Source organism: Delftia sp. 60 (genome assembly GCF_002754395.1).
GTDB lineage: Bacteria > Pseudomonadota > Gammaproteobacteria > Burkholderiales > Burkholderiaceae_C > Comamonas > Comamonas acidovorans.
In genome coordinates this window covers 2,812,659-2,838,877 of the sequence record NZ_PEFD01000001.1, presented here as the reverse complement: position 1 = coordinate 2,838,877, position 26,219 = coordinate 2,812,659, and the positions used below count along the sequence as shown (strand labels likewise).

Annotated in this window: 20 protein-coding genes and 1 pseudogene; 7 read left to right on the top strand and 14 right to left on the bottom strand. The window is 67.7% G+C overall.

The window, feature by feature from the left end; genetic code table 11:
• Positions 1-23 precede the first annotated feature (23 nt).
• The gene (locus tag CLV01_RS12865; RefSeq protein WP_013803234.1) at positions 24-740 is read left to right on the top strand and encodes a GntR family transcriptional regulator; all 717 of its coding nucleotides are present in this window, start codon (positions 24-26) and stop codon (positions 738-740) included.
• 12 nt (positions 741-752) lie between these two features.
• On the opposite strand, the pseudogene CLV01_RS12860 reads toward CLV01_RS12865, so the two are convergent.
• From CLV01_RS12860 to CLV01_RS12820, 9 genes and pseudogenes are all read right to left on the bottom strand, one after another.
• Positions 753-1,906 (bottom strand): annotated as a pseudogene (locus tag CLV01_RS12860) (esterase-like activity of phytase family protein).
• Positions 1,907-2,022: 116 nt separating this feature from the next.
• A complete protein-coding gene (locus CLV01_RS12855) occupies positions 2,023-3,021 on the bottom strand; it encodes a Bug family tripartite tricarboxylate transporter substrate binding protein (protein ID WP_012204613.1) in 999 nt (332 codons plus the stop codon).
• 96 nt (positions 3,022-3,117) lie between these two features.
• Positions 3,118-4,563, bottom strand: a complete 1,446-nt coding sequence (locus tag CLV01_RS12850; RefSeq protein WP_096915806.1) for a malonyl-CoA decarboxylase — start codon at positions 4,561-4,563, stop codon at positions 3,118-3,120.
• A gap of 227 nt (positions 4,564-4,790) precedes the next feature.
• Entirely contained in the window at positions 4,791-5,636 is an 846-nt protein-coding gene (gene lgt / locus CLV01_RS12845) for a prolipoprotein diacylglyceryl transferase (RefSeq protein ID WP_257221283.1), read from the bottom strand.
• 61 nt (positions 5,637-5,697) lie between these two features.
• The gene (locus CLV01_RS12840; protein ID WP_034391791.1) at positions 5,698-6,162 is read right to left on the bottom strand and encodes a MarR family winged helix-turn-helix transcriptional regulator; all 465 of its coding nucleotides are present in this window, start codon (positions 6,160-6,162) and stop codon (positions 5,698-5,700) included.
• Positions 6,163-6,271: 109 nt separating this feature from the next.
• On the bottom strand, positions 6,272-8,062 hold the full coding sequence (locus CLV01_RS12835; protein ID WP_099734145.1) for an acyl-CoA dehydrogenase: 1,791 nt from the start codon (positions 8,060-8,062) through the stop codon (positions 6,272-6,274).
• A complete protein-coding gene (locus CLV01_RS12830; protein WP_063326633.1) occupies positions 8,059-9,429 on the bottom strand; it encodes a spinster family MFS transporter in 1,371 nt (456 codons plus the stop codon). Before CLV01_RS12830 ends, CLV01_RS12835 begins: the two co-directional genes overlap by 4 nt.
• 106 nt (positions 9,430-9,535) lie before the next feature.
• Entirely contained in the window at positions 9,536-11,707 is a 2,172-nt protein-coding gene (locus CLV01_RS12825; protein WP_099734146.1) for an acetate--CoA ligase family protein, read from the bottom strand.
• Positions 11,708-11,777: 70 nt separating this feature from the next.
• Entirely contained in the window at positions 11,778-12,617 is an 840-nt protein-coding gene (locus tag CLV01_RS12820) for a p-hydroxycinnamoyl CoA hydratase/lyase (RefSeq protein WP_099734147.1), read from the bottom strand.
• Between the two features lie 263 nt (positions 12,618-12,880).
• Here CLV01_RS12820 and bfr point away from each other — a divergent pair, with 263 nt between their 5' ends.
• On the top strand, positions 12,881-13,357 hold the full coding sequence (bfr, locus tag CLV01_RS12815) for a bacterioferritin (RefSeq protein ID WP_013803242.1): 477 nt from the start codon (positions 12,881-12,883) through the stop codon (positions 13,355-13,357).
• Positions 13,358-13,695: 338 nt separating this feature from the next.
• On the opposite strand, the gene ilvD is transcribed toward bfr, so the two are convergent.
• Both ilvD and CLV01_RS12805 read right to left on the bottom strand, forming a co-directional pair.
• Positions 13,696-15,555: a dihydroxy-acid dehydratase gene (gene ilvD, locus CLV01_RS12810; protein WP_099734148.1), complete on the bottom strand. Its 1,860-nt coding sequence runs from the start codon at positions 15,553-15,555 to the stop codon at positions 13,696-13,698.
• A 189-nt stretch (positions 15,556-15,744) separates the two neighbouring features.
• Entirely contained in the window at positions 15,745-15,993 is a 249-nt protein-coding gene (locus CLV01_RS12805) for a TIGR04438 family Trp-rich protein (protein ID WP_013803244.1), read from the bottom strand.
• A 106-nt stretch (positions 15,994-16,099) separates the two neighbouring features.
• On the opposite strand from CLV01_RS12805, the gene CLV01_RS12800 reads away from it, so the two are divergent.
• Positions 16,100-16,405, top strand: coding sequence for a c-type cytochrome (locus tag CLV01_RS12800; RefSeq protein ID WP_034398318.1), 306 nt, complete (start codon positions 16,100-16,102; stop codon positions 16,403-16,405).
• A 102-nt stretch (positions 16,406-16,507) separates the two neighbouring features.
• On the opposite strand, the gene CLV01_RS12795 is transcribed toward CLV01_RS12800, so the two are convergent.
• Both CLV01_RS12795 and acs read right to left on the bottom strand, forming a co-directional pair.
• The gene (locus CLV01_RS12795; RefSeq protein ID WP_013803246.1) at positions 16,508-16,990 is read right to left on the bottom strand and encodes a hypothetical protein; all 483 of its coding nucleotides are present in this window, start codon (positions 16,988-16,990) and stop codon (positions 16,508-16,510) included.
• 175 nt (positions 16,991-17,165) lie between these two features.
• Positions 17,166-19,166 (bottom strand): acetate--CoA ligase, encoded by a 2,001-nt coding sequence (gene acs, locus CLV01_RS12790; protein WP_013803247.1) that lies wholly within the window; start codon positions 19,164-19,166, stop codon positions 17,166-17,168.
• Positions 19,167-19,397: 231 nt separating this feature from the next.
• Between acs and CLV01_RS12785 the strand changes: the two genes are divergently transcribed.
• From CLV01_RS12785 to proX, 4 genes are all read left to right on the top strand, one after another.
• Complete coding sequence (locus tag CLV01_RS12785) at positions 19,398-20,006, top strand: TIGR00645 family protein (protein ID WP_012204594.1); 609 nt, start codon at positions 19,398-19,400, stop codon at positions 20,004-20,006.
• A 743-nt stretch (positions 20,007-20,749) separates the two neighbouring features.
• The gene (gene proV, locus CLV01_RS12780) at positions 20,750-22,072 is read left to right on the top strand and encodes a glycine betaine/L-proline ABC transporter ATP-binding protein ProV (RefSeq protein ID WP_141834109.1); all 1,323 of its coding nucleotides are present in this window, start codon (positions 20,750-20,752) and stop codon (positions 22,070-22,072) included.
• Positions 22,069-23,283, top strand: coding sequence for a glycine betaine/L-proline ABC transporter permease ProW (proW, locus tag CLV01_RS12775; RefSeq protein ID WP_099734149.1), 1,215 nt, complete (start codon positions 22,069-22,071; stop codon positions 23,281-23,283). The genes proV and proW overlap by 4 nt, the downstream gene beginning before the upstream one ends.
• Before the next feature lie 110 nt (positions 23,284-23,393).
• Positions 23,394-24,440, top strand: coding sequence for a glycine betaine/L-proline ABC transporter substrate-binding protein ProX (gene proX / locus CLV01_RS12770; protein WP_099734150.1), 1,047 nt, complete (start codon positions 23,394-23,396; stop codon positions 24,438-24,440).
• Positions 24,441-24,485: 45 nt separating this feature from the next.
• On the opposite strand, the gene CLV01_RS12765 is transcribed toward proX, so the two are convergent.
• The gene (locus CLV01_RS12765) at positions 24,486-26,213 is read right to left on the bottom strand and encodes a PTS fructose transporter subunit IIC (protein ID WP_099734151.1); all 1,728 of its coding nucleotides are present in this window, start codon (positions 26,211-26,213) and stop codon (positions 24,486-24,488) included.
• Between the last annotated feature and the right edge of the window lie 6 nt (positions 26,214-26,219).

The window sequence follows — 26,219 nt, the reverse complement described above, 5'->3', positions numbered from 1 at the left end:
ATCAGATATATTTGAATTAGAAAATGCTTCCAGCCAAGCAGCCATTGGAGAAAACCCCGGCCACGTCCAGCCTGCAGGAGCGTATACGGCAATCGCTGGAAGACGAGCTGCGCTCGGGCGCCATGCGGCCCGGCGACGCCATCGACGAGCCGGCCCTGTGCGAACGCTTCGGTGCCTCGCGCACCCCCGTGCGCGAGGCGCTGCTGCTGCTGGTGGCCAAGGGGCTGGTGGAGATCGTTCCGCGCTCGGGCATCTATGTGCGGCGGCTGGATGCGCGCGAGCTGGTGGCCATGATGGAAGGCCTGGCCGAGCTGGAAGGTGTGCTGGCCCGGCTGGCTGCCACGCGCATCCATGCGCAGCTGCGCGAGCGGCTGCAGGCGGCGCTGGCGCACACCGCCGCCTGCGCCCAGGCGCAGGATGCCGAAGGCTATGTGCAGGCCAACATGCAGCTGCACGAACTGATATACGAGGCCAGCGGCAACGACTTCATCGTGGAGCAGACGCGGCTGCTGCGGCTGCGAATCACGCCCTACCGGGGCCGCATGTTCGAGAAGCCCGGCCGGCTTGCGCGCTCGCAGCAGGAACACGCCACCGTGGTGGCCGCCATCTGCGCAGGCCAGGCGGAGGTAGCCGCCGAGGCCATGCGCCAGCACATCTGCGCAGGCGGCAGCGCCTTCACCGACATGGTGCTGGGCGCGCCCGCGCAGGCGGGCTACGAGCGCCCGCGCAAGTCAAGGTAGCCCGAAGAGGGCTCAGGGCCGCACTTCGAAGGCCAGGAACTGCGTGACCTGGTTGTCCGCGAAGTTGTTGTCGGCCACCAGCACCAGGGTGCGGTTGCCGTTGGCCAGGCGCGGACCCCAGGAGATGCCTTCGATGTTGTCCAGCTTGATGCCTTGGTAGGTCACGGGCATTTCCAGCAGCAGCTCGCGCTTCATGGGCTTGTAGCTGGCGCCCACCAGGCTCTTGAAGCTGCGCACGTCGGTGGTGTCCGGCTCGATGGTGGCGCGCGTCAGGCGGATGGTGTTGCCCACGCCATCGGCAAAGGCGCGCTCGATGGCGATGAACTCGTTGTTGGAGACCGCCAGCAGTTCGGGCAGGCCGTTGTCCGGCGGAAAGCTGCCGCTGGCGGCCTTGTCCAGGGGTATCTTCGGCAATGCGTAGGCATACTGCGCGCCCGACTTGCCCGTGGCCGGATCGAGCTTGAGGACGCGGATGACGCTGCCCGCTGCCAGCGTGGTGAGGGGCCGTCTTCCACCAGCGCATCCTCGTTGGCCGTGAACACGCTGCCGTCGGGCGTGACGGCCAGGGCCTCGAACAGCTTGTTGTTGCGCCCTCCGCTGGTGGTGTTGTCCACATAGTTGAAGGCTGCAGGCGTCTCGAAGTCGCGCACGAAGCTGCCGTCGACCTTGATCTCGCGCACAAAGGGCTGGAACAGGCTGGCGGGGTCGGTGCTGAAGTTGCCCTCGCTGGACACGTAGAGGTTGCCGTTGGGCGCCACGCGGATGCCTTCGGGGTCCACGGTGCGGCGTGTGCTGGGCAGCGGCTGGCCGTCGCGGCCCTTGAGCGTGACCATCTTGCGGATGGTCACGGCCTGGATGGCCTTGTCATCGAACTGAATGCCCAGGTTGTAGAAGCGCGGCGTGCCACGCTCGCCGCCGCGCTCATCGGAGATGGCCCAGTAGCTGCCATCGGGCGCGCGGTCAAGGCCGGAGATGCCGCCGAACTCCACGCCGTCGAACAGTGTCTTGGTCCTGATGCTGTAGTCGCCGATCAGCCGCAGCGAGCCGATGGTCTCGGGGCCGTCGTCGCTGCCGCCGCAGCCTGCCAGGCCCGTGGCCGTGCCGAAAGCCAGGACCAGCGCGAGCAGCACGGATGCGGGCGAGCGGACCTTGTCTGCCTTGTTCATATTCCCTCCCAGGATGGATCTCAGAAGGGATGGACCGTAGCGAAGGCCCGTGACAGGGTGGTGACATGCACGCGCATGCCGCCGCCCTGCCCCAGCCCTGACCGGCCCCTCGTCCGCTACTCCAGCTTGGCGCCCGAGGCCTTGACCACCTGCGCCCAGCGCGCGATCTCGCCATGCACCATGGCCGCGAACTGCTGCTGGTTCATGCCGCCGTAGTCGGCGCCGTTGCGCGCCCAGATGGACTTGATCTCTTCTGCCGAGCCTATGCGCTGCACCTGGTCGATGACCTGGGCCTGCACGGCCTGCGGCGTGCCCTTGGGCGCCCACAGGCCGTACCAGGTCGTGACCGTGTAGTCGGGCAGGCCGGACTCGGCCGCGCAGGGCACGTCCGGGAAGGCGGGGTTGCGCTTGTCGCCAGAGACCATCAGCGCGCGGATGCGTCCGCTCTTGATGTGCTGGGCCGACGAGCCCAGGCCGTCGAACATCATGTCCACATTGCCGGCGATCAGGTCCTGCAGCGCCGGGCCTGCGCCCCGATAGGGAATGTGGGTGATGAAGGTATTGGTCTGCAGCTTGAACAGCTCGCCGGCCAGGTGGTGCGAGGTGCCCGCGCCCGCCGAGGCGTAGTTGAGCTTGCCCGGCCGCTTGCGCAGGTCGGACAGCAGCTCCTGCACGGTCTTGTGCGGCACGTTGCGCGGGTTGACCACCAGCACCTGGGGCACGCTGGCCAGCAGAGCCAGCGCGATGAAGTCGCGCTCCAGGTCATAGTCCAGGCGCGGGTACATGGAAGGCGCAATCACATGGTGGGTGCCGCCCATGAAGAAGTTGTAGCCGTCCGGCGCCAGCTTGGCCGCGTAGCTGGCGCCCAGGGTGCCGCCTGCGCCGCCGCGGTTGTCGATCACCAGGGTCTTGCCCGCGCTCTTGGCGAACTGGGCCGAGAACGGCCGGGCAAAGGCATCGGTGCCCCCGCCGGCCGGAAACGGCACGACCAGGTTCACGGGTTTGGACGGCCAGTCCGCCGCCGCGCGGGCTGCCATGGGCAGGGCCAGCGCGGCCATCGAGGCCCCGGCTGCGCGCAACACCGCGCGCCGCCCCGTGGGGTGGGAAGCTTGCATGACTTGTCTCCTTGTCGCCTCTTTGAGGCTGTCTTCGTTGTCAGGCGCAGCAGTCCCTGTGCAAGAAAAGGGGCACGGCCTGCGCCGCGCCCCTTTTCATTTGCACAGGGCTTCGATGTCCGAGGACACCGGTATGCGGCCCTGCGCCAGCAGGCCGCGATGCTTGTCCAGGCGCTTGAGGTCGTAGAGGTAGTTGACCATCAGCCCCAGCGACTGCTTGAGTCCCTTGGCCGACAGGTCGGCCGCCCAGTTGAGCCGCTCCACGCGCGCGCCATTGCCCAGGTGAAAACGCGCCACCGGGTCCAGCGGCCGGCCCTTGGCCGTCTCGCGCCCCAGATAGTGGGCAGCGCAGAACAGCAGTGCGCGGCGCACGGGTGCGTCGGGCTTGAGATCCTGCGGCGCATCCAGCGCCGCCAGCAGGTGCTCGGCGCCCATGCCGCCGGCCTTGAGCTCGAAGGCCTTGCGCTGGCGCTCGTCCATCTTCTCCAGGATGGCATCGCCGTGCTTGGCGATCCAGGCACGCAGGCCCGGAATGGGAGACAGCGTGGCGAAATGGCGCAGCCGGGGGAACTCGCCCGTCAGCGTCTCCACCACATGCTTGATCAGCGAGTCGCCAAAGCTCACGCCGCGCAGGCCGGTCTGGGTGTTGCTGATGGAGTAGAAGATGGCCGTGGTGGCACGGCCCAGGTCGGAGGCCGCGGCGGTCTCGTCCAGCAGCGGGGCGATGCTGTCGGACATCCGGTCCACCAGCGCCACCTCCACGAAGATCAGGGGCACGGTGGGCATGCGCGGGTGGAAGAACCCGTAGCAGCGCCGGTCGCTGTCCAGGCGGTTCTTGAGGTCGGCCCAGCTGCGGATGTCGTGCACGGCCTCGTACTGGATGAGCTTTTCGATCAGCGAGGCCGGCGAGTCCCAGCTCAGGCGGCGCAGCTCCAGCAGGGCCACGTCGAACCAGTTGGCAAACAGATGCTCCAGCTCGGCGTCCAGCGCGGAAAAGCGCTGCTGCTCCGCCTTGGGCAGGGCCAGGAGTTCGGCGCGCAGGTCCACCAGAAAGCCCATGCCGCCCTGGGGCTGGGCAAAGCGCTGCAGCAGCCGCGTGCGCGGCGACATCAGCGCGCGGCGCAGGTCCATCTCGGCCTGGCCGCGCTCGGCATCGCTGGCCGCCGTGTCATAGCGCTTGCGCGCGGCCATCAGGGCTTCGGTATCGGGGCCGAACTGCTCGACGATCAGCGCCCAGAAATCCTTGTGCGCGGGCAGCTCGGCCTGGGCGTACCAGTCCATGAGCAGTTGCGCATGGCGGCCGCCCTCGACATCGCTCAGGCCGGCGTCGGCGGCAGCCTGCAGGTCTTCCATGAGCTTGCGCAGCTCGCGCGGGGACAGCACTTCCTGGCCGCGCCGCAGGGTGGCCTGCAGGCGCTGGGCCGTGCCGCGCGGCGCGGGTCCCTTGGCTGCCTCGCCCTCGGACTTTGTTGCAGGCGCAGCCGCATCGGTGCTGCGAAAGCGGGACACATTGCGGGCAATCCAGTCAGTAGCCAGACCCATTCAGAAGTTCCTCCATGTCAAGCGGTCACGGGACTGTCATGCCGCCAATCGGCCAATGACAATCTTTTGCTGCTCACATTATGAGAGTCTGCACGGCAGACCGTGTACGCCGATGTCGCGTTCTTGTCTTCGGGCTATCCCCATGCATGCTCCTGCCCCATCTCCCGTCAACCTTGCACAAAAAAGCGGGCACCAGGCCCGCTTCGTATCCGTGCGTACCGCCGGCCTCAGGCCGGCTTGCCCGCCTGGGCTGGATAGGCCGGGCGCCCCGCGGCCCAGAACCACATGGCAATGCCGCCGATCACCATGGGCACGCACAGCCACTGGCCCATGCTCATGCCCAGCGACAGCAGGCCCAGGAAGTCATCGGGCTCGCGGAAGTACTCGGCAATGAAGCGGAAGGCGCCGTAGCCGACGAGGAAGACCGCCGCCACCTGGCCCGGCTTGTGCTCCTTGCGCGCATACAGCCACAGCAGCACGAACAGCAGCAGGCCTTCCAGCAGGAACTGGTAGACCTGCGAGGGGTGGCGCGGCAGCAAGGAGCCGCTTTGCGGGAAGACCATGGCCCAGGGCAGCTCGGGGCTGGCGAAGCGGCCCCACAGTTCCCCGTTGATGAAGTTGCCGACGCGGCCGGCCGCCAGGCCCGTGGGCACGCAGGGCGCGACGAAGTCGGCCACCTCCAGCCAGGAGCGGGCCCGCGAGCGCGCGAACCAGACCATGGAGGCGATCACGCCGACCAGGCCGCCATGAAAGCTCATGCCGCCCTGCCAGACATAGAAGATCTCCAGCGGGTGGCTCAGGTAGTAGCCGGGCTTGTAGAACAGGCAGTAGCCCAGCCGGCCGCCGACGACCACGCCGAGCACGCCCAGGAAAAGAATGTCTTCCACGTCCTTGCGCGTCCAGGCGCGGTCGCCCTGCATGCGCACGAAGGGCGGGTGGCGCAGCCTGCGCGTTCCCAGCCAGAGGAAGAGGCCGAAAGCGGCCAGATAGGTCAGGCCGTACCAGTGCACGGCGAGGGGCCCGATCTGCAGGGCCACGGGATCGATCTGCGGGTACATCAGCATGGTCGGCATTGTGCCGCAGCGCCGCATGGCCGGCGCCGGCCAGGGGTTGGAAAGCTGGCGGCGCGGCGGTTCAGCCCGGCTGGCTTTCCTGGATGGCCATGAGCTTGTCCAGGGCCGCGAACAGATGGCGCTGCTCGGTGGAGGTCAGCAGCTGCTCCAGCTCGTCTTCGAGTTGCACCACCACACCCTCGGCCCGCGCCTGCAGCGCGCTGCCTTCGGCCGTCATGTGCAGCTGCTGCAGCCGGCGGTCGCGCGGATCGGGCTGGCGCCCGATAAGCCCGCGCTGCACCAGGCGCTCGACCACCGGCACCAGGTTGGAGGGCGAGATGTCCAGCGCCTCGCCCAGCTGGCGCAGGTAGATGCCGGGATTGGAGTGGATCAGCACCAGAATGGAGAACTCGCTGGGCTTGAGATCCAGTTCGGCCACGCGCCGCGCGAACAGCTTGTGGATGTGGATTTCCGCGCGCGTGAGGCGGTAGCCCAGGAAACGCTGCAGGCGCGACTGATCGACGGCGGGTTCGGAGGAGCTGTCCATGGACACGGATCTGGAAGAGGAAGAAGGCACACCGAGGCAAAGCCGCCCCGGCGCCTGCGGATCTTCAGGGCCGGTGCGGCGTTCCATCATAAAAGCCCCGACAGCCCGCTCAGGCCAAGGCAGCCGGCAGCGGCGTGCGGGCGGCGGACTCGGTGCGGCGCAGCCAGTGCTCCGCATCCAGCAGCCCATGCGCGAAGAACCAGGCCGCGCTGTCCGCCTTGGAGCGGCGCAGCGCCGGATCGGCCAGCGGCTGGCTGACACGCGCCGCGCGCGCCCAGGCAAAGGCCATGCACAGCGTGCCGACCAGGCGCAGATAGTCCTCGGCGCAGCGCGCCAGCAACGGGGCGTCGCCTGCGGCGCGGGCGCACAGCGCGCCCGTCAGCGCTTCGGTGCGATCGCTCCAGCTGCGCAGCGCGCCGGCCAGGCCGGGCTCCATGCCCGCCGCCTCGCAGGCAGCGGCCTCCTCGCGCAGTGCCGCCAGCAGCGGTGCCAGCGCGGCCCCTCCGCTGGCGGCCACCTTGCGCTGCAGCAGGTCCAGCGCCTGGATCTGGTTCGTGCCCTCGTAGATCATGGCGATGCGCGCATCGCGCAGCGTCTGCTCTATGCGGTACTCGTGCACATAGCCATAGCCGCCGAAGACCTGCAGCGCCTCGCTGGCCAGCGCAAAGCCCCGCTCGGTGAAGAAGGACTTGACCACGGGCGTGAGCAGCGAGGCCAGCGCATGGGCCTGGGCGCGCTCCTCGGCATCCGGCGCCTGTTCGGCCAGGTCCAGCTGGTGGGCCACCCAGCCTGCAATGGCGCGCATGCCTTCGGTCCAGACGCGCAGGTCGGCCAGCATGCGCTGCACGGCCGGCTGCAGGGCAATGGGGTCGGCGGGGCCCTGCGCATCGGCGGGCCGGGGCTGGGCGCGCATCTGGCGGCGCTCGGCCGCATAGGCGCGCGCCAGTTGCCAGGCCATCTCGGCATGGCCCAGGCCCTGCAGGCCCACGTGCAGGCGGGCGGAATTCATCATCACGAACATGGCGGCCAGACCCTGGTGGGGCTGGCCCACCAGCCATGCCTGGGCACCTTCGAAGCGCATGGCGCAGGTCGCGCTGCCCTTGATGCCCATCTTCTTTTCGATGCCGTCGCAGTGGATGGCATTGGGCAGGAATCCGCCGCCGTCCTGGGGAATGCCGCGCGGCGCCAGGAACAGCGACAGCCCGCGCGTGCCTGCGGGCGCATCGGGCAGGCGCGCCAGCACCAGGTGCACGATGTTCTCGCTCATGTCCTGGTCGCCGCCCGAGATGAAGATCTTGCTGCCGTCCAGGCGGTAGCTGCCATCGCCCCGGGGCCGGGCCTGGCTGCGCAGCAGGCCCAGGTCGGAGCCGGCCTGGGGCTCGGTCAGGCACATGGTGGCCAGCCAGCGCCCGCTGACGATGTGCGGCAGATAGGTGGCGCGCAGGTGCGCGTCGCCATGGGCGTGCAGGCAGGCATAGGCGCCGTGCAGGATGCCCGGGTACATGGTCCAGCCATGGTTGGCCGAGGCCAGCATTTCGTGCAGCGCGGCATCCAGCAGCTGGGGCAGGCCCTGGCCGCCGGTCTCGGGCGCGCAGGCCAGGGCCGGCCAGCCGGCTTCCACGAAAGCCGCATAGGCCTCGGGAAAGCCGTCGGGCGTGCGCACCCTGCCCTCTTCCAGTCGGCAGCCCTGCAGGTCGGCCGGGCCGTTGAGCGGCGCCAGCACGTCGGCGCAAAAGCGCCCGGCCGCCTCGACCACCATGTCGGCCGTCTCCTGGTCCAGGGCTTCATGGGCCGGCATGCGGCGCCAGTCGGCCTCTGCACCCAGCCAGTGCTGCTGAACGAAGCGGATGTCCTGCAGCGGCGGCTGGTAATGCGAGCAATGCGATGCCTGCGCGCTCATGCCCGGCCCTCCATGGCCGCGACCAGGCGGCGGTAGGGGCCGATGGCGCTGGCCAGGCACAGCACGGACAGCAGCGCGGCCAGGGCGGACACCAGGCCCAGCGACAGGCCCACGAGCTTTTCGTCATGGAAGACGAAGTCCGTGAAAAAGGCCACGAGGAAGGGACCAAGCCCCAGGCCGATCAGGTTGATCAGCAGCAGGTAGATGGAAGTCACCTGGCCGCGCAACTGGTTGGGCGTGACCGCCTGCAGGATGGGCGGCGCCAGCGCCACCGGCATGCCCAGGAAGAAGGTGGTGACCGCCACGGCCACCAGGGCCACGGTGGGCGAAGGCGCAAAGGCCAGCACCAGGCCGCTGGCGATGAGCACGCCGGTGGCCACCAGCGAGATGACGATCGAGCCCACCTGCTTGCCGCGCGCCGTGAGGTAGTCGGCCAGGAAGCCGCTGAGCAGCATGCCGCCAATGCCGAAGGTCAGGATGATGACGCCGTAGGCGGGACCGATCTCGCCGGGCGTCCAGCCCCACTGGCGGATGAAGGTGGCCGGCAGCCAGGCCGTGACGCCAAAGGTGATCATGGCCGTGATGCCAGGCGCCAGCAGCAGCGGCAGGAAGGCGCGCTTGTTGCGGAACACATGGGACAGATCGGGCGCGGGGCCTGCCGCAGCGGCGGCCCTGGCGGAGGCGCCTGCCGCCTGCAGGCCGCGGCGCACCGGCTCGCGCACGGTGTACATCAGCGCCACCAGCGGAATGCCGGGCAGGGCCACGAAGATGAAGGCCGCCTGCCAGGGCTTGAAGCTGCCCAGCAGCGGGAACACCACCTCGCCGGCCTGGCTGGTGGCCTGGATGACCAGGCCGCCCACGATGAAGGCCGTGGCCGAGCCGATGTACACGCCCGAGGTGTAGATGCTCATGGCGCGCGCGCGGCGCTCGGGCGGGAAGTAGTCGGCCAGCATGGAATAGGCAGCCGGCGACAGCGCCGCCTCGCCCACGCCCACGAACATGCGCGCCACGAACAGCGAGACAAAGCCCGTGACATAGCCACCGGCCGCCGTGGCCACCACCCAGATCGCCATGCCGATGACGATGAGGTTGCGGCGGTTCCAGCGGTCGGCCAGGCGCCCCAGGAAGATGCCGACGAAGGTGTAGAAGATGGCGAAGGCAAAGCCGTGGACGATGCTGAACACCCAGTCCGACAGCTGCAGATCCTTCTTGATGGGCTGCACCAGCAGGCCCAGGATCTGCCGGTCCACAAAGGACAGGGTGTAGGCCAGCAGCAGGATGATGGTGACGTAGTAGGCATAGCCGAGTCCGTTCGACTCGGCCGGCGCGGGCGTGGACACGCGGCCCGGCGGGTAAGGCAGGCTCATGGAGACCTCCTGTGGAGGAAGGGGAAGCGGAAAAAAGAAAGCGGGAAAGCGAAAAAGGGATGCGCATGAAAAGGGCCGGCGCGCCGCGCCAGCCCTTGCGCGGGCATCAACCCGCGCTGTGCTCGACCAGCATCAGCGCATCGAGCGCGACCACGCCCTGCCCTTCGGGCAGCACGATGACCGGGTTCAGGTCGATCTCGCGGATGGCCGGCGTGCCGCGCAGCACCTGGCCCAGGCGCACGATGAGCTCGGCCAGCGCCTGGCGGTCCAGCGCCGGGGCGCCACGGTAGCCGTGCAGCAGCGGCGCGCCCTGCAGGCGGTCCAGCTCGCGCAGCACCTCGCCGGTGGACAGGTCGGCGTCCAGCAGGCGCGCATCGCGCATGATCTCGGCCGTCACGCCGCCCAGGCCGGCCAGGATCACCGGGCCCCACTGCGGATCGTTGCGCGCGCCGATGATCATCTCCAGGCCGCGTTGGCCCATGGCCTCGATCAGCACGCCGTCCAGCGCAATGGCGCTGTCATAGGCCGCCACGTTGGCATGCAGCCGGCCCCAGGTCTCGCCCATGGCCTGCGCGTCGGCAATGTTCAGGATCACGCCGCCCGCATCGCTCTTGTGGCTGAGGTCGGCGGACTGGGCCTTGAGCGCCACGGGCCAGCCGATCTCCGACGCAATCGCCACGGCCTGCTCGGCCGAGGTGGCCAGCCGGCCGCGCGCAAAGGGTATGCCGGCCTGTGCCAGCACGGCCTTGGATTCGTACTCGGGCACCACCGTGCGGCCTGCGGGCAGGGTCAGCGCGACGGGCTGGGCATCGGTTCGCTCGAAACTGCGCTGGCTGAAAGCGGTCAGGCGCTGCACGGCGCGCAGGGCACGCTCGGTGCTGGGAAAGTACGGCACGCCCAGCGCACGCATCTCGGCGATGAACTCGGCAGGCACGGCTGCGCCCTCGTCCAGGCCCGCGACGATGACGGGCTTGGCCGGCCGCAGCTCGCGCACGGCGCGCAGCACGGGCGGCATCTTGATGCCGCAGGTCACAGGGTCGCCCTGGATCAGGCCGACCAGGACGGTGGAAAAGCGCGCATCGCCAAACAGCGCATCCAGCGTGCGGAAATACAGGTCCGGCTCCACCAGGCCCTGGGCCGTGAGGTCCAGCGGGTTGCTCACGCCCACGAACTCGGGCAGTGCCGCACGCAGCGCGGGCGAGTCGTCGTCGCCGATGGCGGGCAGGGCCAGGCCCAGTTCCTCGGCCCAGTCCAGCGTCAGCGCCTTGAAGGCGCCGGACTCGCCCAGCACGGCAACTCCCGCTGCAGCGGCTGCACCGGCCCCACCAGCCGATGGCAGCACCGGGCAGCGGATGGCGATCTCGGCGATGTCGCCCAGCTCCTCCAGTGTCTCGGCAAACACGGCGCCTGCGCGTTCCAGCTTGGTGCGCATCAGCGCATAGTCGCCGGCCATGGCGCCGGTGTGCGTGGCGGCCGAAGCGCGCGCCGCGCTGCTCTTGCCCGGATGCAGCAGCACCACGGACTTGCCCAGGCTGCGCGCACGGGCCACGGCGGCCAGGATGCGCGCGGGCTGGCGGAACTGCTCGACGATCATGGCGACCACGCGCGTGGAAGGCTGCTCCAGCAGGAAGTCCACATAGTCCTCGGCATGGCTGGCGGCCTCGTTGCCCGTGGAGATGGCGTGCGACAGCGGCAGCGCGCGGCTGGCCAGCGTGGTGCACAGCACGGTCATCATGGCGCCGCTTTGCGAGACCACGCCTATCGCGGGCCGCGCGGCATCGACATGCTGCGCGTCGATATTCACCTCGACAAAGGTCAGCGGCACGCGCTGCAGGTAGTTGATGCAGCCCAGGCAGTTGGGGCCTTCCACCACCATGCCCGCCTCGGCGGCAATGCGTGCGATCTCGCGCTGCTCGGCCATGCCGCGCTCGCCCGCCTCGGCAAAGCCTGCCGAGAAGATCACCGCCGCGCCCACGCGGCGCGCCGCCAGTGCGCGCACCGTGTCCAGCACAAAGGGCTGGGGGATGGCCAGCACGGCCACATCCACGCCTTCGGGCAGCTGATCGACCGAGGCCAGGCAGGCCCGCCCGGCGATCTCGCTGCGCTTGGGATTGATCAGGTGGATGTCGCCGGCAAAGCCGTTGCGCTCCAGATTGCCCAGCACCGATGCGCCCAGCGCACCCGGCGTGGCCGAGGCGCCGACGATGGCGATGGAACGCGGCCTCAGCAGCCTGCCGATGTCGGGCCGCAGGGCGGCCGCCATCTCTGTCGTTGTCATTCTTGTCTCCAATGGGTTGGCGGCAGGCGCCCTAGCAGCGAGGGCGCGGCCACTCAGGATGTGCGGGTCTTCAGGACTTTTGCTTCGAGAGGTCGTAGGTTCCGAGACCTGGCTTGTAGGTCTTGTCGTCGAGGAACTGGCGCATGCCTTCCTTGCGGCCTTCGTTGTCGTAGCTGTTGGCGGCTTCCTGGGCGCGCACCAGGTAGTCCTCGGCGTTGTCGTAGCTCATGTCGCGCACGCGGCGGATGGCGTCCTTGGTGGCCTTCAGGGCGCTGGGGTTCTTCTGCAGCAGGGCCTCGGCCACTTCGGTGACGCGGGCCTGCAGGCGATCGGCCGGCAGCGACTCGTTGACCAGGCCCCACTCGGCGGCCGTGCGGCCGTCGATGTTCTCGCCCAGCATGGCGTGGTACATGGCACGGCGGAAGGACAGCAGCTCCACCGCCACCTTGGAGGCGCCGCCACCGGGCAGGATGCCCCAGTTGATTTCGGACAGGCCGAACTTGGCGTCATCCGAGGCAAAGGCCAGGTCGCAGGCGAACAGCGGGCCGTAGCCGCCGCCGAAGCACCAGCCGTTGACCATGGCAATGGTCGGCTTCTGGAACCAGCGCAGGCGGCGCCACCAGCCATAGCTCTCGCGCTGGGCCTTGCGGGTGCCGGCCAGGCCGGTGGCCTCGGTCTCGCGGAAGTATTCCTTCAGGTCCATGCCGGCCGTCCAGGCCGTGCCTTCGCCTGCAAGCACGACCACGCCCACGTCGTCACGGAACTCCAGGTCGTCGAGCACACACATCATCTGGCGGTTGAGCTGGGGGCTCATGGCGTTGCGCTTTTCGGGGCGGTTGAATTTCACCCAGGCCACGCGGCCTGTGACGGTGCAGGACACGGTCTGTTCTTCGGTACGTTCGGTGCTCATTGCGCTTCCTTGTGCAAAGGGGAAATGGGGTTTTGGACACCGATGCTTCGGCTCCATAATCGTTATGATAAATAACTATTATTGAAGCCCGCAATACAGCGTTTACCCTAGCCCCAGCCCCTCGCCAGCCTGCCGCGATGCGAATGCTTCTGCGTCGCGCATGCATGCAATGCGCCGTCCACGGGGAATTGCAGCGCGCGCTTTGGCCCAAGGGCCGGTTCACGCGATACTTGCGGCGTTCACACAGTCAGGAGAAGAAGAACATGCAAGGCCAACCAGAAGTCATCGAATGCCTCATAGAGTTGCTGCGCGGCGAGCTTGCCGCGCGCGACCAGTACTTCATCCACTCGCGCCAGTACGAAGACCAGGGCCTGCTGCGCCTGTTCGAGCGCATCGGCCATGAGATGGAAGAGGAAACCCAGCACGCCGACGCCATCCTGCGCCGCATCCTGTTCCTGGGCGGCCGCCCCGACATGCGCCCGCACGAGTTCACGCCCGGCGAGACCGTCGAAGAGATGCTGCGCAAGGACCTGGCCACCGAATACCGCGTGCGTGACAGCCTGCGCTCGGCCATGGCCCTGTGCGAGCGCCACAGCGACTTCAACAGCCGCGACCTGCTGCTGGCCCAGCTGCGCGATACCGAGGAAGACCACGCCTACTGGCTGGAGAAGCAACTGGGCCTGATCGAAAAAATAGGTCTGCCCAACTACCTGCAAAGCAAGATGGGCGAGCCGGCCTGAATGAAGCTCCCCCTGAGGCGCTTCGCGCCTTCCCCCTCTCTCGCTTCGCGGGAGGGGGACGACAGCCTCGCGGCGGGGCGGCCCTTGCTCGCTGTCCCTTGTTTTGGCCGCGCCAGTTTTTCAGGCACTTCCCATAAATGAGAGTGGGCTGTTTGCTCCACGATGAAAACCCGAACCGGCAGCCACGATGAAACGGCAAGCCGGTCGCCCCGCGATGAAACAAGAGCCCTCAAGGGCCTGAGAGAAGAGAAAAGAAAAAGGGATGGAAAGCCGCAAGGCCTTCCATCCCTTTTCATTTTCATCGGGTGCGCACCGCCTGGCGGCGGTGCTGCGCGGTATCAGTCGTCCAGCAGGGACAGGTCGCGCACGGCGCCCTTGTCGGCCGACATCACCAGCTTGGCATAGGCCTTGAGCGCGGCCGAGACCTTGCGCGGGCGCGGCTCGGCGGGCTTCCAGCCCTTGGCATCCTGCTCGGCACGGCGGCGGGCCAGCTCCTCGTCGGAGACCAGCACGTTGATGCTGCGGTTGGGAATGTCGATGCGGATGCGGTCGCCGTTGCGCACCAGGCCGATGGCGCCGCCAGCGGCAGCTTCCGGCGAGCAGTGGCCAATGGACAGGCCCGAGGTGCCGCCCGAGAAGCGTCCGTCGGTCAGCAGTGCGCACTCCTTGCCCAGGCCCTTGGACTTGATGTAGCTGGTCGGGTAGAGCATTTCCTGCATGCCGGGGCCGCCCTTGGGACCTTCATAGCGCACGACGACGATGTCGCCGGCCTTGACCTTGTCGTCCAGGATGTTCTGCACGGCCTCGTCCTGCGACTCGGTCACGTGGGCCGTGCCTTCGAACACGTGAATGCTTTCGTCCACGCCGGCCGACTTGACCACGCAGCCGTCCAGGGCGATGTTGCCCGTCAGCACGGCCAGGCCGCCCTCCTTGGAGAAGGCGTGCTCGTAGGAGCGGATGCAGCCTTCTGCACGGTCCAGGTCCAGGCTGGGCCAGCGCGTGTTCTGGCTGAAGGCCACCTGGGTGGGAATGCCGGCCGGGCCTGCCAGGTAGAAGTGCCTGACGGCCTCGTCCTGGGTGGTGGTGATGTCCCACTGCGCCAGGCCTTCGCCCAGGGTCTTGGCGTGCACGGTGGGCACGTCGGTGTGCAGCTTGCCGGCGCGGGCCAGCTCGCCGAGGATGGAGAAGATGCCGCCGGCACGGTGCACATCCTCGATGTGGTATTTCTGCGTGTTGGGCGCCACCTTGCACAGCTGGGGCACGGAGCGCGAGAGGCGGTCGATGTCGGCCATGGTGAAGTCGATCTCGGCTTCACGGGCAATGGCCAGCAGGTGCAGGATGGTGTTGGTGGAGCCGCCCATGGCGATGTCCAGCGTCATCGCGTTCTCGAAGGCCTTGAAGCCCACGGAGCGCGGCAGCACGGAGGCGTCTTCCTGCTCGTAGTACTCGCGGGCCAGCTCGACGATGCGGCGGCCGGCGCGCTTGAACAGTTCCTCGCGGTCGGCATGCGTGGCCAGCACCGTGCCGTTGCCGGGCAGGGACAGGCCCAGCGCCTCGGTCAGGCAGTTCATGGAGTTGGCGGTGAACATGCCCGAGCAGGAACCGCAGGTCGGGCAGGCCGAGCGCTCGACCTGGGCGACCTGCTCGTCGGTGTAGTTGGAGTCGGCCGCGATCACCATGGCATCGACCAGGTCCAGCTTCTTGAACTCCAGCTTGTGCGTGTTGGGATTGGCCAGCTTGGTCTTGCCCGCTTCCATGGGGCCGCCGGAGACGAAGATCACCGGAATGTTCAGCCGCATGGCGGCCATCAGCATGCCGGGGGTGATCTTGTCGCAGTTGGAGATGCACACCAGCGCGTCGGCGCAGTGGGCGTTGACCATGTACTCCACCGAGTCCGCGATGATGTCGCGGCTGGGCAGCGAATACAGCATGCCGTCGTGGCCCATGGCGATGCCGTCGTCCACGGCGATGGTGTTGAATTCCTTGGCCACGCCGCCTGCGGCCTCGATCTCGCGTGCCACCAGCTGGCCCAGGTCCTTGAGGTGGACGTGGCCCGGAACGAACTGCGTGAAGGAGTTGGCGATGGCGATGATGGGCTTGTCGAAGTCGCCATCCTTCATGCCGGTGGCACGCCACAGGGCGCGCGCACCGGCCATGTTGCGGCCGCCGGTGGAAGTCTTGGAACGGTATGCGGGCATGGGGAATCCAGTTGTCTGTCGTCTCGGTCCATCCCTGGTCCTGTGGGGAAGGCCAGGGTCTGGGCGAAGATTATGGCGCAGCGCCCGCCGCACCGCTGGGCCACAGGAATGCCCCGGCCGGCATGGGCCGCCCCTTTGCAGACCCCAGGCATCGCCTGCGGCGAAGCCTGCGCCGCCGTTCAAGGCCCCTCAGCGGCGCGAACGCGAGCGCGTGCCCGTGCCCATGGCTTCCTTGTTCTTTTCGATGCGCTTCAAGCGCCGCTGCTCGATCTTGTCGGCCGCGCGCCGCTTGGTGTAGCCAGAGGTGTCGGCCCAGGCCCACCAGGCTGCCGTCACGCCATAGGCGCCCAGGATGACGTACCAGGACCAGGAGGCCACAGGCTCGATATCGGCCAACTTCAGCAGGGTGAGCAGGACCGCGATTCCCAACAGATACATAACTTCTCCTTCACCAGACGGTGCTTCACACGAGGTAACGCATCAGGCATGCGCGCCCACTACAATGTTTCGCATAATTATTCCCGACAACCCCCAGGAACTCATGATGAAGCAGACATTGATCGCATTGGCCTTGACCGTCGTCACCGTGGCTCCCGCCATGGCCGACCAGGCTCTTGCCGCCTCCAAGAACTGCATGGCCTGCCACGCCGTGGACAAGAAGCTGGTGGGCCCGTCCTACAAGGATGTGGCCTCCAAGTACGCAGGCCAGAAGGACGCGGTGGACAAGCTGGCTGCCAAGATCATGAAGGGCGGCAGCGGCGTCTGGGGCCCGGTTCCCATGCCCGCCAACCCCCAGGTCAACGATGCCGACGCCAAGAAGCTGGCCGCCTGGGTGCTGTCGCTGAAGTAAGTTCCGCCGGCCTCCTGCCTCGGGGCCCGCAACGAAAAAACCGCGCAACGCAAGTCGCGCGGTTTTTTTCATGGTCCGCCCGTGAATCCGGGCGCGGGCCGCCTACCTGTAGTCCGGAGCGCCTGCGCCGGGCTGCTGGTACAGGCGAACCTGCTGCTCCAGCTGCCCCACATAGGCGGCCGTGCTGTTGTCCGACTCCTGGGCACGCTGCACCAGGTGCGCCTCCAGCCCGTCCAGCCGCGCCATCAGCACTTCCTTGTCACGCGCATGCAGGTCCTCCAGCACGGTGCGCAGCTCGGTGAAGCGCGAGGCCTCGGCCTTGTCGGCCAGGTCACGCTGGGCCTGCATTTCCTTGGCGTGGCGGCGCGCCTCCATCAGTACCGAGCCCTGCAGCCACAGCACATAGGCGACGAAGAACACGCCCAGCAGGCAGGTCAGCGCCAGCATCAGCACGCCCAGCGGCGCCTGGACTTCGGTCACGCCCAGCGACACGACGGAAGGCGCGGCCAGCGTGTTCCAGTTGAATGCCGCCAGCAGCGCAATCAGGGCCACGGTGATCAGCAGCGACAGGGTTCTCAGATTCATGGTGCAACGCCTCCCTCGGCAGTGGTGAAAACAACAGCTTCGGTTGTACTGCAACCATCATGCCTGAGCTGTCGGCCCACACAAAATAGGACTGCAAGACAGGGCGCCGCGCGCAGTCCAGCCAAGAAAAAACCGGAGCCTGTGCTCCGGTTCTTCATGGCGGTCGTGTCGGACCTCAGTTCGTCTCGGCCAACTGGTCGAGGATGGCCGGGTTCTCCAGCGTGCTCGTGTCCTGGGTGATGGCCTCGCCCTTGGCAATCGAGCGCAGCAGGCGGCGCATGATCTTGCCGCTGCGCGTCTTGGGCAGGTTGTCGCCAAAGCGGATGTCCTTGGGCTTGGCGATGGGGCCGATTTCCTTGGCCACCCAGTCGCGCAGTTCCTTGGCGATCTGCTTGGCTTCCTCGCCCGTGGGACGCGAGCGCTTGAGCACCACGAAGGCGCAGATGGCCTCGCCCGTCAGGTCATCGGGGCGGCCCACCACGGCGGCTTCGGCCACCAGGTCGGTCTTGGACACCAGGGCCGACTCGATCTCCATCGTGCCCATGCGGTGGCCCGAGACATTGAGCACATCGTCGATGCGGCCCGTGATGCGGAAGTAGCCACGGTCCTCGCTGCGCACGGCGCCGTCGCCGGCCAGGTAGGTCTGCCCGCCCAGCTCGGCCGGGAAGTAGCTCTTTTTGAAGCGCTCGGGGTCGCCCCAGATGGTGCGGATCATGCTGGGCCAGGGCTTGGTGACCACCAGCAGGCCGCCTGCGCCGTTGGGCAGTTCATGGCCGGTCTCGTCGACGATGGCGGCCATGATGCCCGGCAGCGGCAGCGTGCACGAACCCGGCACCAGCGGCGTGGCACCCGGCATGGGGGCGATCACGTGGCCGCCGTTCTCGGTCTGCCAGAAGGTATCCACGATGGGGCAGCGCTCGCCGCCCACATTGCGGTGGTACCACATCCAGGCCTCGGGATTGATGGGCTCGCCCACGCTGCCCAGCAGGCGCAGGCTGGACAGGTCCGAGTTCTTCGGATGCACGGCGGCATCGCCGTCGGCGGCCTTGATCAGCGAGCGGATGGCCGTGGGCGCCGTGTAGAAGATGGTGCAGCCGTGGCGCTCGATCATCTGCCAGAAGCGGCCCGCGTTGGGGAAGGTGGGCACGCCCTCGAACACGATCTGCGTGGCGCCAGCGGCCAGCGGGCCGTAGGCCACGTAGGTGTGGCCCGTGATCCAGCCGATGTCGGCCGTGCACCAGAACACGTCGCTGGGCTTGAGGTCGAAGGTCCACTCCATGGTCTGCTTGGCCCACAGCACATAGCCGCCCGTGCAGTGCTGCACGCCCTTGGGCTTGCCCGTGGAGCCGCTGGTGTAGAGGATGAACAGCGGGTGCTCGGAATCCACGGCCACGGGCGCGCACTCGGTGCTCTGGCCAGCTAGGATCTCGCCGAAGGTCTTGTCGCGGCCTGCCGTCATGGCACAGGCCGTGGCCGTGCGCTCGTAGACGAAGACATGGCGCACGGCCTCGCAGCCGCCCAGCGCCAGCGCATCGTCCACGATGGCCTTGAGCGGCAGCTCCTTGCCGCCGCGCATCTGGTAGTTGGCGGTGATCACGGCCACGGCGCCCACGTCCACGATGCGCTCCTGCACCGCCTTGGCCGAGAAGCCGCCGAACACCACGCTGTGCGTGGCGCCGATGCGCGCGCAGGCCTGCATGGCGATCACGCCCTCGATGGTCATGGGCATGTAGATCAGGACACGGTCGCCCTTTTGCACGCCCTGCGCCTTGAGCGCGTTGGCGAACTGCGAGACGCGCTCCAGCAGTTCGCGGTAGCTGACCTTGGTGACCTCGCCGCCATCGGCCTCGAAGATGATGGCCGTCTTGTGCTCGACGTCCGTGCCCATGTGCTTGTCCAGGCAATTGGCGCTGGCGTTGAGTTCGCCGTCGGCGAACCAGCGGAAGAACGGGGGATTGCTGTCGTCCAGCACCTGGGTGAAGGGCTTGGACCAGACCACGTTCTCGCGCGCCAGGCGGGCCCAGAAGCCCTGGTAATCGTTCTCTGCCTCGGCGCACAGCGCCTTGTACTGCTCCATGCCGGAGATGCGGGCCTTGGCGGCGAAGTCTGCCGGCGGCGGGAAGACCCGGTTCTCCACCAGTACCGATTCAATGGGGGATGCTGTTGCGGTGCTCATGCTTGCTTGTCTCCTGGGCTGGCCAAATAAAAATTGTGGTGTGACTGTCGGGGGCCGGTCTTACATGCCACTGACTGAAACCCCCTTGGGCGCGTCTACCTGGGGATTCCCCGCAGTTCCCGGCTGTCACTGGCAATGGCCTGTTTCGCCGCTAAAATCGCGCGCCCGTTTTCCACGGCCATTGTCCCCTCCCATCCACGCCCCCACGCAAGACAAGCGCGACCGACCACCATGGCCCGCCAGCAAAACTCCAATCGAGCCCCCGGCTCCCCCCTGCGTCCCCTGCCCTCCCTGATCTTCGCCAGCCGCTGGCTGCAGCTGCCGCTGTACCTGGGCCTGATCGCCGCCCAGGGCGTCTACGTCTGGCACTTCCTGCTCGAGTTGTGGCACCTGATCGAGGCCGCCTTCGGCAACCAGGAAGCGCTGCAGGCCCTGATCACCAGCATCGGCTACAAGCACGATGCACCCATCGGCGCGCTCAACGAGACCATCATCATGCTGGTGGTCCTGGCGCTGATCGACGTGGTGATGATCTCCAACCTGCTGATCATGGTCATCGTGGGCGGCTACGAGACCTTCGTCAGCCGCCTGGGCCTGGACAGCCACCCCGACCAGCCCGAGTGGCTGGGCCACGTGAACGCCTCCATCCTCAAGGTCAAGCTGGCCCTGTCCATCATCGGCATCAGCTCCATCCACCTGCTCAAGACCTTCATCAACGCGGGCAGCTACGACGTCAAGGTGCTGATGTGGCAGACCATCATCCACGTCACCTTCCTGGCCAGCGCCCTGGCCATCGCCTATACCGACAAGCTGATCAACAGCACGGCCAGCAACCACTGAGCCCGTCGGCATCCCGCACCGAAGCCCCGCAGCGCCAGCCGCTACGGGGCTTTTTTCATGGGCGGGCGCAGGCAACGGGTCGGTCACCTGCCAGCGCCCGGCCGGCCAGCGCGCCGGGCACGCTTTTTGCCGCAGATCGGGCCTGAAGCTTTCCTCAAGCTGACGCTTGACCGATTTTATTCATCGATGACAGCACACACCTTGTGAATCATGGCCTCAATGCTCTCATTAAGAGAGCAAATAATGGCCGGATTGCATCCCCCAAGAGCTTGAAACAGCCCAAAACAGGTCTTCTTCGGCTCATGCGTTTTGACGCAGTAAAACCTGTTTTATATAATTTCGGCTTCTTTACAACCTGCCAAGCAGGTCATCGGCACCGTCTTCACGGCCTGCCGATACACCCCGGCGGATCGTTGTGCTCCCGGCACAGCCCCGTCAACCGGGCCGAAACTCGGTCCTGATGTTGTGGGGCATCGCGCTGGCTGATCTTCAGCCACGATGCCCGACTGAGACACCGCGCGCCTCGCCGCCGGCTGCTCTCAACTTCTGGCTCTTGCGCACCGCTTCGCGTGCCATCCGAGCCGCCTCGGGTGCTTTCGCACCTGTTTGAATCCCAGCAACGGGGGACGGCAGTCCCCTGCAGCGAACGGCATCAGGGCTTCATTTTTGGCTTGCGCGCCAGCGTCTTCGCCCGTCGAGGACGCTGGACTGTGTTCCATCTCACCCAAAAGGAGAACGCCACAGTGGCCAAGCAGATCATCATCGATCATGTGTTCAAGGTGTTCGGGGACGACCCCAAGACCGCACTCGACCTCGTCCAACAGGGCCTGAGCAAACAGGAGATCCTGGAGCGCACGGGCCAGTCCATCGGCGTGTTCGACGCCAATTTCACCATCGAGGCCGGCGAGATCTTCGTCGTCATGGGCTTGTCGGGCTCGGGCAAGTCCACCCTGGTGCGCATGCTCAACCGCCTCATCGAGCCCACGGCCGGGCGCATCGTGGTCGATGGCCAGGACATCAATGCCCTGAGCGAGCGCGACCTGCGCGCGCTGCGCCGCAAGGACATCTCCATGGTGTTCCAGTCCTTTGCGCTGATGCCGCACATGACGGTGCTGGACAACACGGCCTTCGGCCTGGAGCTGGCCGGCGCCGACAAGGCCGAGCGCCAGACACAGGCCCAGGCCGCGCTGGAGCAGGTGGGCCTGGGCGCCTGGGGCGCCAGCTACCCCGACGAGCTGTCGGGCGGCATGCAGCAGCGCGTGGGCCTGGCCCGGGCGCTGGCGTCCGATCCGTCCATCCTGCTGATGGACGAGGCCTTCTCGGCCCTGGACCCCATCATCCGCACGGAGATGCAGTCCGAGCTGCTGCGCCTGCAGCAGATCCAGCGCCGCACCATCGTCTTCATCTCGCATGACCTGGACGAGGCCATGCGCATCGGCGACCGCATCGCCATCATGAAGGACGGCCAGGTGATCCAGGTCGGCACGCCCGACGAGATCCTGCGCAGCCCTGCCGACGACTATGTGCGCAGCTTCGTGCGTGGCGTGGACGCGGCCTCGGTCTTCAAGGCCGGCGACATCGCGCGCCAGGCGCTGACCGTGGTGTCCGAGCACAGCGACCGCGGCTGCCGCGCGGCACAGCGCCTGCTGGAAGACTCCGACCGCGACTACGCCTATGTGGTCAACGCGCGCCGCCGCTTCCTGGGCGTGGTGTCCTCGCAGTCGCTGCGCGACGCACTGCATGGCCGCCCGGGCATGCTGGGCCTGAGCCACGCCTTCCTGCCCAACGTCGAGCCGCTGTCCGCAGGCACGCCGGTGGCCGAGCTGTTCGGCCCCGTGGCCGCCGCGCCCTGCGCGCTGCCGGTGACCAGCGACGACGGCCAGTTCATGGGCGTGGTCAGCCGCACCACCATGCTGCGCTTCCTGGACCGCGACACGCCGCCCGTGCCACCGCCGCAGGAGATCGTGCCGCCGGTCACGCTCAACCCGCATTTCCCGGCCTCCAACGCCCCCACCGTCGCGCCGACCGTGGAGCCGATCGAACAACGACAAGGAGATGCCGCATGAGCGATGCAACCAACAGCCTGAACCCGAACACCGCCGCTGCCGCCACCGATCCCTGGGCCGATGCGAGCACAGCCCCTGCTTCCACCGATTCCGCAGCCTCTGCTTCCACCGATTCCGCGGCCTCTGCAAGCGCCGATCCTTGGGCCACCGCCGCCACGCCGGCACCCGATGCCTCGGCCGATCCCTGGGGCGCCGCCAGCGGCGGTGATGCCGCAGGCGGTGACTGGCTGGGCGCCTCGGCCGGCTCGGGCGTTCCCGACGACGCCCATGCCAGCCTCTGGCACCAATTGACCACCGACGGCCTGCCCGTGCAGGGCTGGATCAACAGCGGCCTGGAATGGGTGGTCCACCATTTCCGCCCCTTCTTCCAGGCCGTGCGCACGCCCATCGACGGCACGCTGTCGGGCATCACCGATGCCATGCTGGCCCTGCCCTGGCCGCTGCTGATCCTGATCCTGACCCTGGTGGCCTGGCAGTTCGCGGGCCGCGCCATGGCCATTGGCGCCGCCGTCTCGCTGGTGGTGGTCGCCATGCTGGGCATCTGGCCCGAGGCCATGGTGACGCTGTCCCTGGTGCTGACCTCGCTGGTGTTCTGCATGGTCATCGGCCTGCCTGCGGGGATTTTGCTGGCCTCCAGCGACCGTGCGCAGCGCTGGACACGCCCGCTGCTCGACGCCATGCAGACCACGCCGGCCTTCGTCTACCTGGTGCCCGTGGTGATGCTGTTCGGCATCGGCAACGTGCCCGGCGTGATCGTGACCATCATCTTCGCGCTGCCGCCGCTGATCCGCCTGACCAACCTGGGCATCCGCCAGGTGCGCCCCGACCTGATCGAGGCCAGCCGCGCCTATGGCGCATCGCCCTGGCAGTTGCTGTGGAAGGTGCAGCTGCCGCTGGCCATGCCGTCCATCATGGCGGGCGTGAACCAGGCGCTGATGCTGTCGCTGTCCATGGTGGTGATCGCCTCCATGATCGCCGTGGGCGGCCTGGGCCAGATGGTGCTGCGCGGCATCGGCCGCCTGGACATGGGCCTGGCCACCGTGGGCGGACTGGGCATCGTGCTGCTGGCCATCGTGCTGGACCGCATCACCCAGGCCATGGGGCAGACGACCCGTGGCGGCGCGCGCTGGTGGCACAGCGGCCCCGCCGGCTGCATTGCCCGCCTGCTGGGCGCCGGCAGCAAGCCGGTCCATCGCGGCAGCACCAGCTGAATGCCTTCACTGCGGCGCGGATGGGCCCACTGCCGCGCCGCCTTCCCGAAAAGCGGCCAGCCACGCTGGCCGCCCACTCCCCTTTCATCACACAACGGAGGAACCCGAGGATGAACCAAGCCCTGAACCACAATCGACTGCCAACTGCCGCTGCCATCCACTGGCTGCGCACCGCCACGATGGCTGCCGGCATCGCACTGGCCTGCGCAGGCGCATCGGCCGCCAGCGACCAGCCCGGCAAGGGCGTGAAGGTGTCGCCGCTCAAGAGCTCCATCGCCGAAGAAAGCTTCCAGACCCTGATCGTCATGAAGGCCCTGGAGAGGCTGGGCTACGACGTGCAGCCCTTCCAGGAAGTCGAGTACCCCACGGCCCACGTGGCGATTGCCAATGGCGATGCCACTTTCCTGGCCACGCACTGGAACCCGCTGCACGCCGACTACTACAAGAACGCGGGCGGCGACGCCAAGCTGTTCCGCAAGGGCGTTTACTCGGACAACGCCGCCCAGGGCTATCTGATCGACAAGAAGACGGCCGACGAATACAAGATCACCAATATCGGCCAGTTGAAGGACCCCAAGATCGCCAAGCTGTTCGACTCGGACGGCGACGGCAAGGCCGACCTCACCGGCTGCACGCCGGGCTGGGGCTGCGAGGCCGTGATCGAGCACCACCTGACGGCCTACAAGCTGCGTGACACCGTGACCCACAAGCAGGGCACGTACTCGGCGCTGATCGCCGACACCATCTCGCGCTACAAGGCCGGCAAGCCCATCCTCTACTACACCTGGACGCCCTACTGGGTGAGCAACGTGCTCAAGCCCGGCAAGGACGTGGTGTGGCTGGAGGTGCCCTTCTCCTCGCTGCCCGGCGAGCAGGCCAAGTTCGATACCAAGCTGCCCAACGGCAAGAACTACGGCTTCGTGGTGAACAAGCAGCAGATCGTGGCCAACAAGGCCTTCACCGACAAGCATCCCGACGCCGGCAAGCTGTTCGAGCTGATGCAGCTGCCCGTGGGCGACATCAGTGCGCAGAATCACATGATGAGCCAGGGCCAGAACAAGCCCTCGGACATCAACCGCCATGTGGACGGCTGGATCAAGGCCCACCAGAAGACCTTCGACGGCTGGCTGGAACAGGCCCGCGCCGCAGCCCGCTGAACGCTGCGGGGGGAGCCGCTCCAGGCGTTCCCCCGGCTTCCTGCTTCAAAGGCCCGCTTCGGCGGGCCTTTTGAACATGCGCAGGGCGATGGCCGTGACCACCACGCCCGCCACCAGCGCCACCGCATACATGGCCACGTGGGTCACGGCGTTGGGTATGGGCGCGACGAAGATGCCGCCATGCGGCACCTTCAGCTCCACACCCGCCAGCATGGACACGGCGCCGGCCACGGCCGAGCCCAGCACCAGGGCCGGAATCGTGCGCAGCGGATCGCGCGCCGCGTAGGGAATGGCCCCTTCGGTGACAAAGGCCAGGCCCAGCACGCCGGCCGAGGCGGCGCTGCCGCGCTCCTCGCGCGTGAAGCGGTCGGCGAACAGGCGCGTGGCCAGGGCCAGCCCCAGCGGCGGCGTCATGCCGGCGATCATGGCTGCGGCCATGGGCGTGTAGACCTGGCTCGCGATCATTCCCGTGGAAAACGCATAGGCGGCCTTGTTCACCGGCCCGCCCATGTCAAAGGCCATCATCGCGCCCAGCAACAGGCCCAGCAGCAAGGCACTGGCACCCTGCATGCCGCGCAGCCAGGCGCTCAGCCACTGCAGCAGCTCGGCCACGGGCGCACCGACCAGATAGAACATCAGCAGCCCCGTGAACAGGCTGCCCAGCACGGGCAGAATGAGCATGGGCAGCAGGCCCTTGAGCGCCTGCGGCAGCCGGATGTGCGCCGCCATGAAGGCCACGCCGTAGCCTGCAATGAAGCCGGCCGCAATGCCGCCGATGAATCCCGCCCCCATGCTGGACGCGATCATCCCGCCGATCATGCCCGGCGCAATGCCGGGCCGGTCGGCAATGGAATAGGCGATATAGCCGGCCAGCGCCGGCACCATCAGCGCAAAGCCGCCCTTGGCGCCGATCTGGAACAGCGTCCAGCCCAGGGTGCCCTGGTGGGCATCGTCATGGACATAGATGCCGCCCAGCGCAAAGGCCATGGCGATCAGAATGCCGCCCGCCGTGACGAAGGGCAGCATGAAGGACACGCCGGTCATCAGGTGGCGATAGGCACCGCCCTGGGTCCGGGCCGGCGTGGGCGCGGCGCCGCCTGCAGCAGCGCCTACGGCGGCACCATGCACGGTGGCTTCGGCCAGCGCCCGGGTGATCAGCCCCGAGCCGTCGCGTATGGCCGGCTTGGTGCCGCTGCGCAGCAGCGGCTTGCCCGCGAAGCGCGAAAGATCGACCTCGCGGTCGGCGGCGATGATGACCAGGTCGGCCTCGGCAATCTCCTGCGGCGTCAGCGCATCGAGCGCGCCCACCGAGCCTTGCGTCTCCACGCGCATGGCGTGGCCCAGCGCCGCCGCGCCGCGCTGCAGGCCCTCGGCCGCCATGAAGGTATGGGCGATGCCCGTGGGGCAGGAGGTGACGGCCACAATGCGCTTGCCCGTGCGCTGTGCTGCGGGACTGGCGGCAGCGCAGCGTGCCAGCACGCCGGCCGGATCATCAAGCGCCTCGCGCAGGCTGCAGCGCTCGACGGCGGCCTGCACGAAGCGGGAGGCATCGGCGTCGGTATCTGCATCGTCATCGGTGCCGGCATCCCCCACGATCAGCAATTGCCCGGCCTGCGCGGCGGCATCGGCTGCATGCAGCCCGATCACACCGCCGCTGGCACGCACTTCCACGGCCAAGGAACGCTGTCCGGCCGCATGGCGCAGGGCTTCGGCAGCCAGCAGCGCTTCGGCGTCGTGCCCGGCCGCTGCGATCACCACAAAAAGAGGGTTCATGAAAGC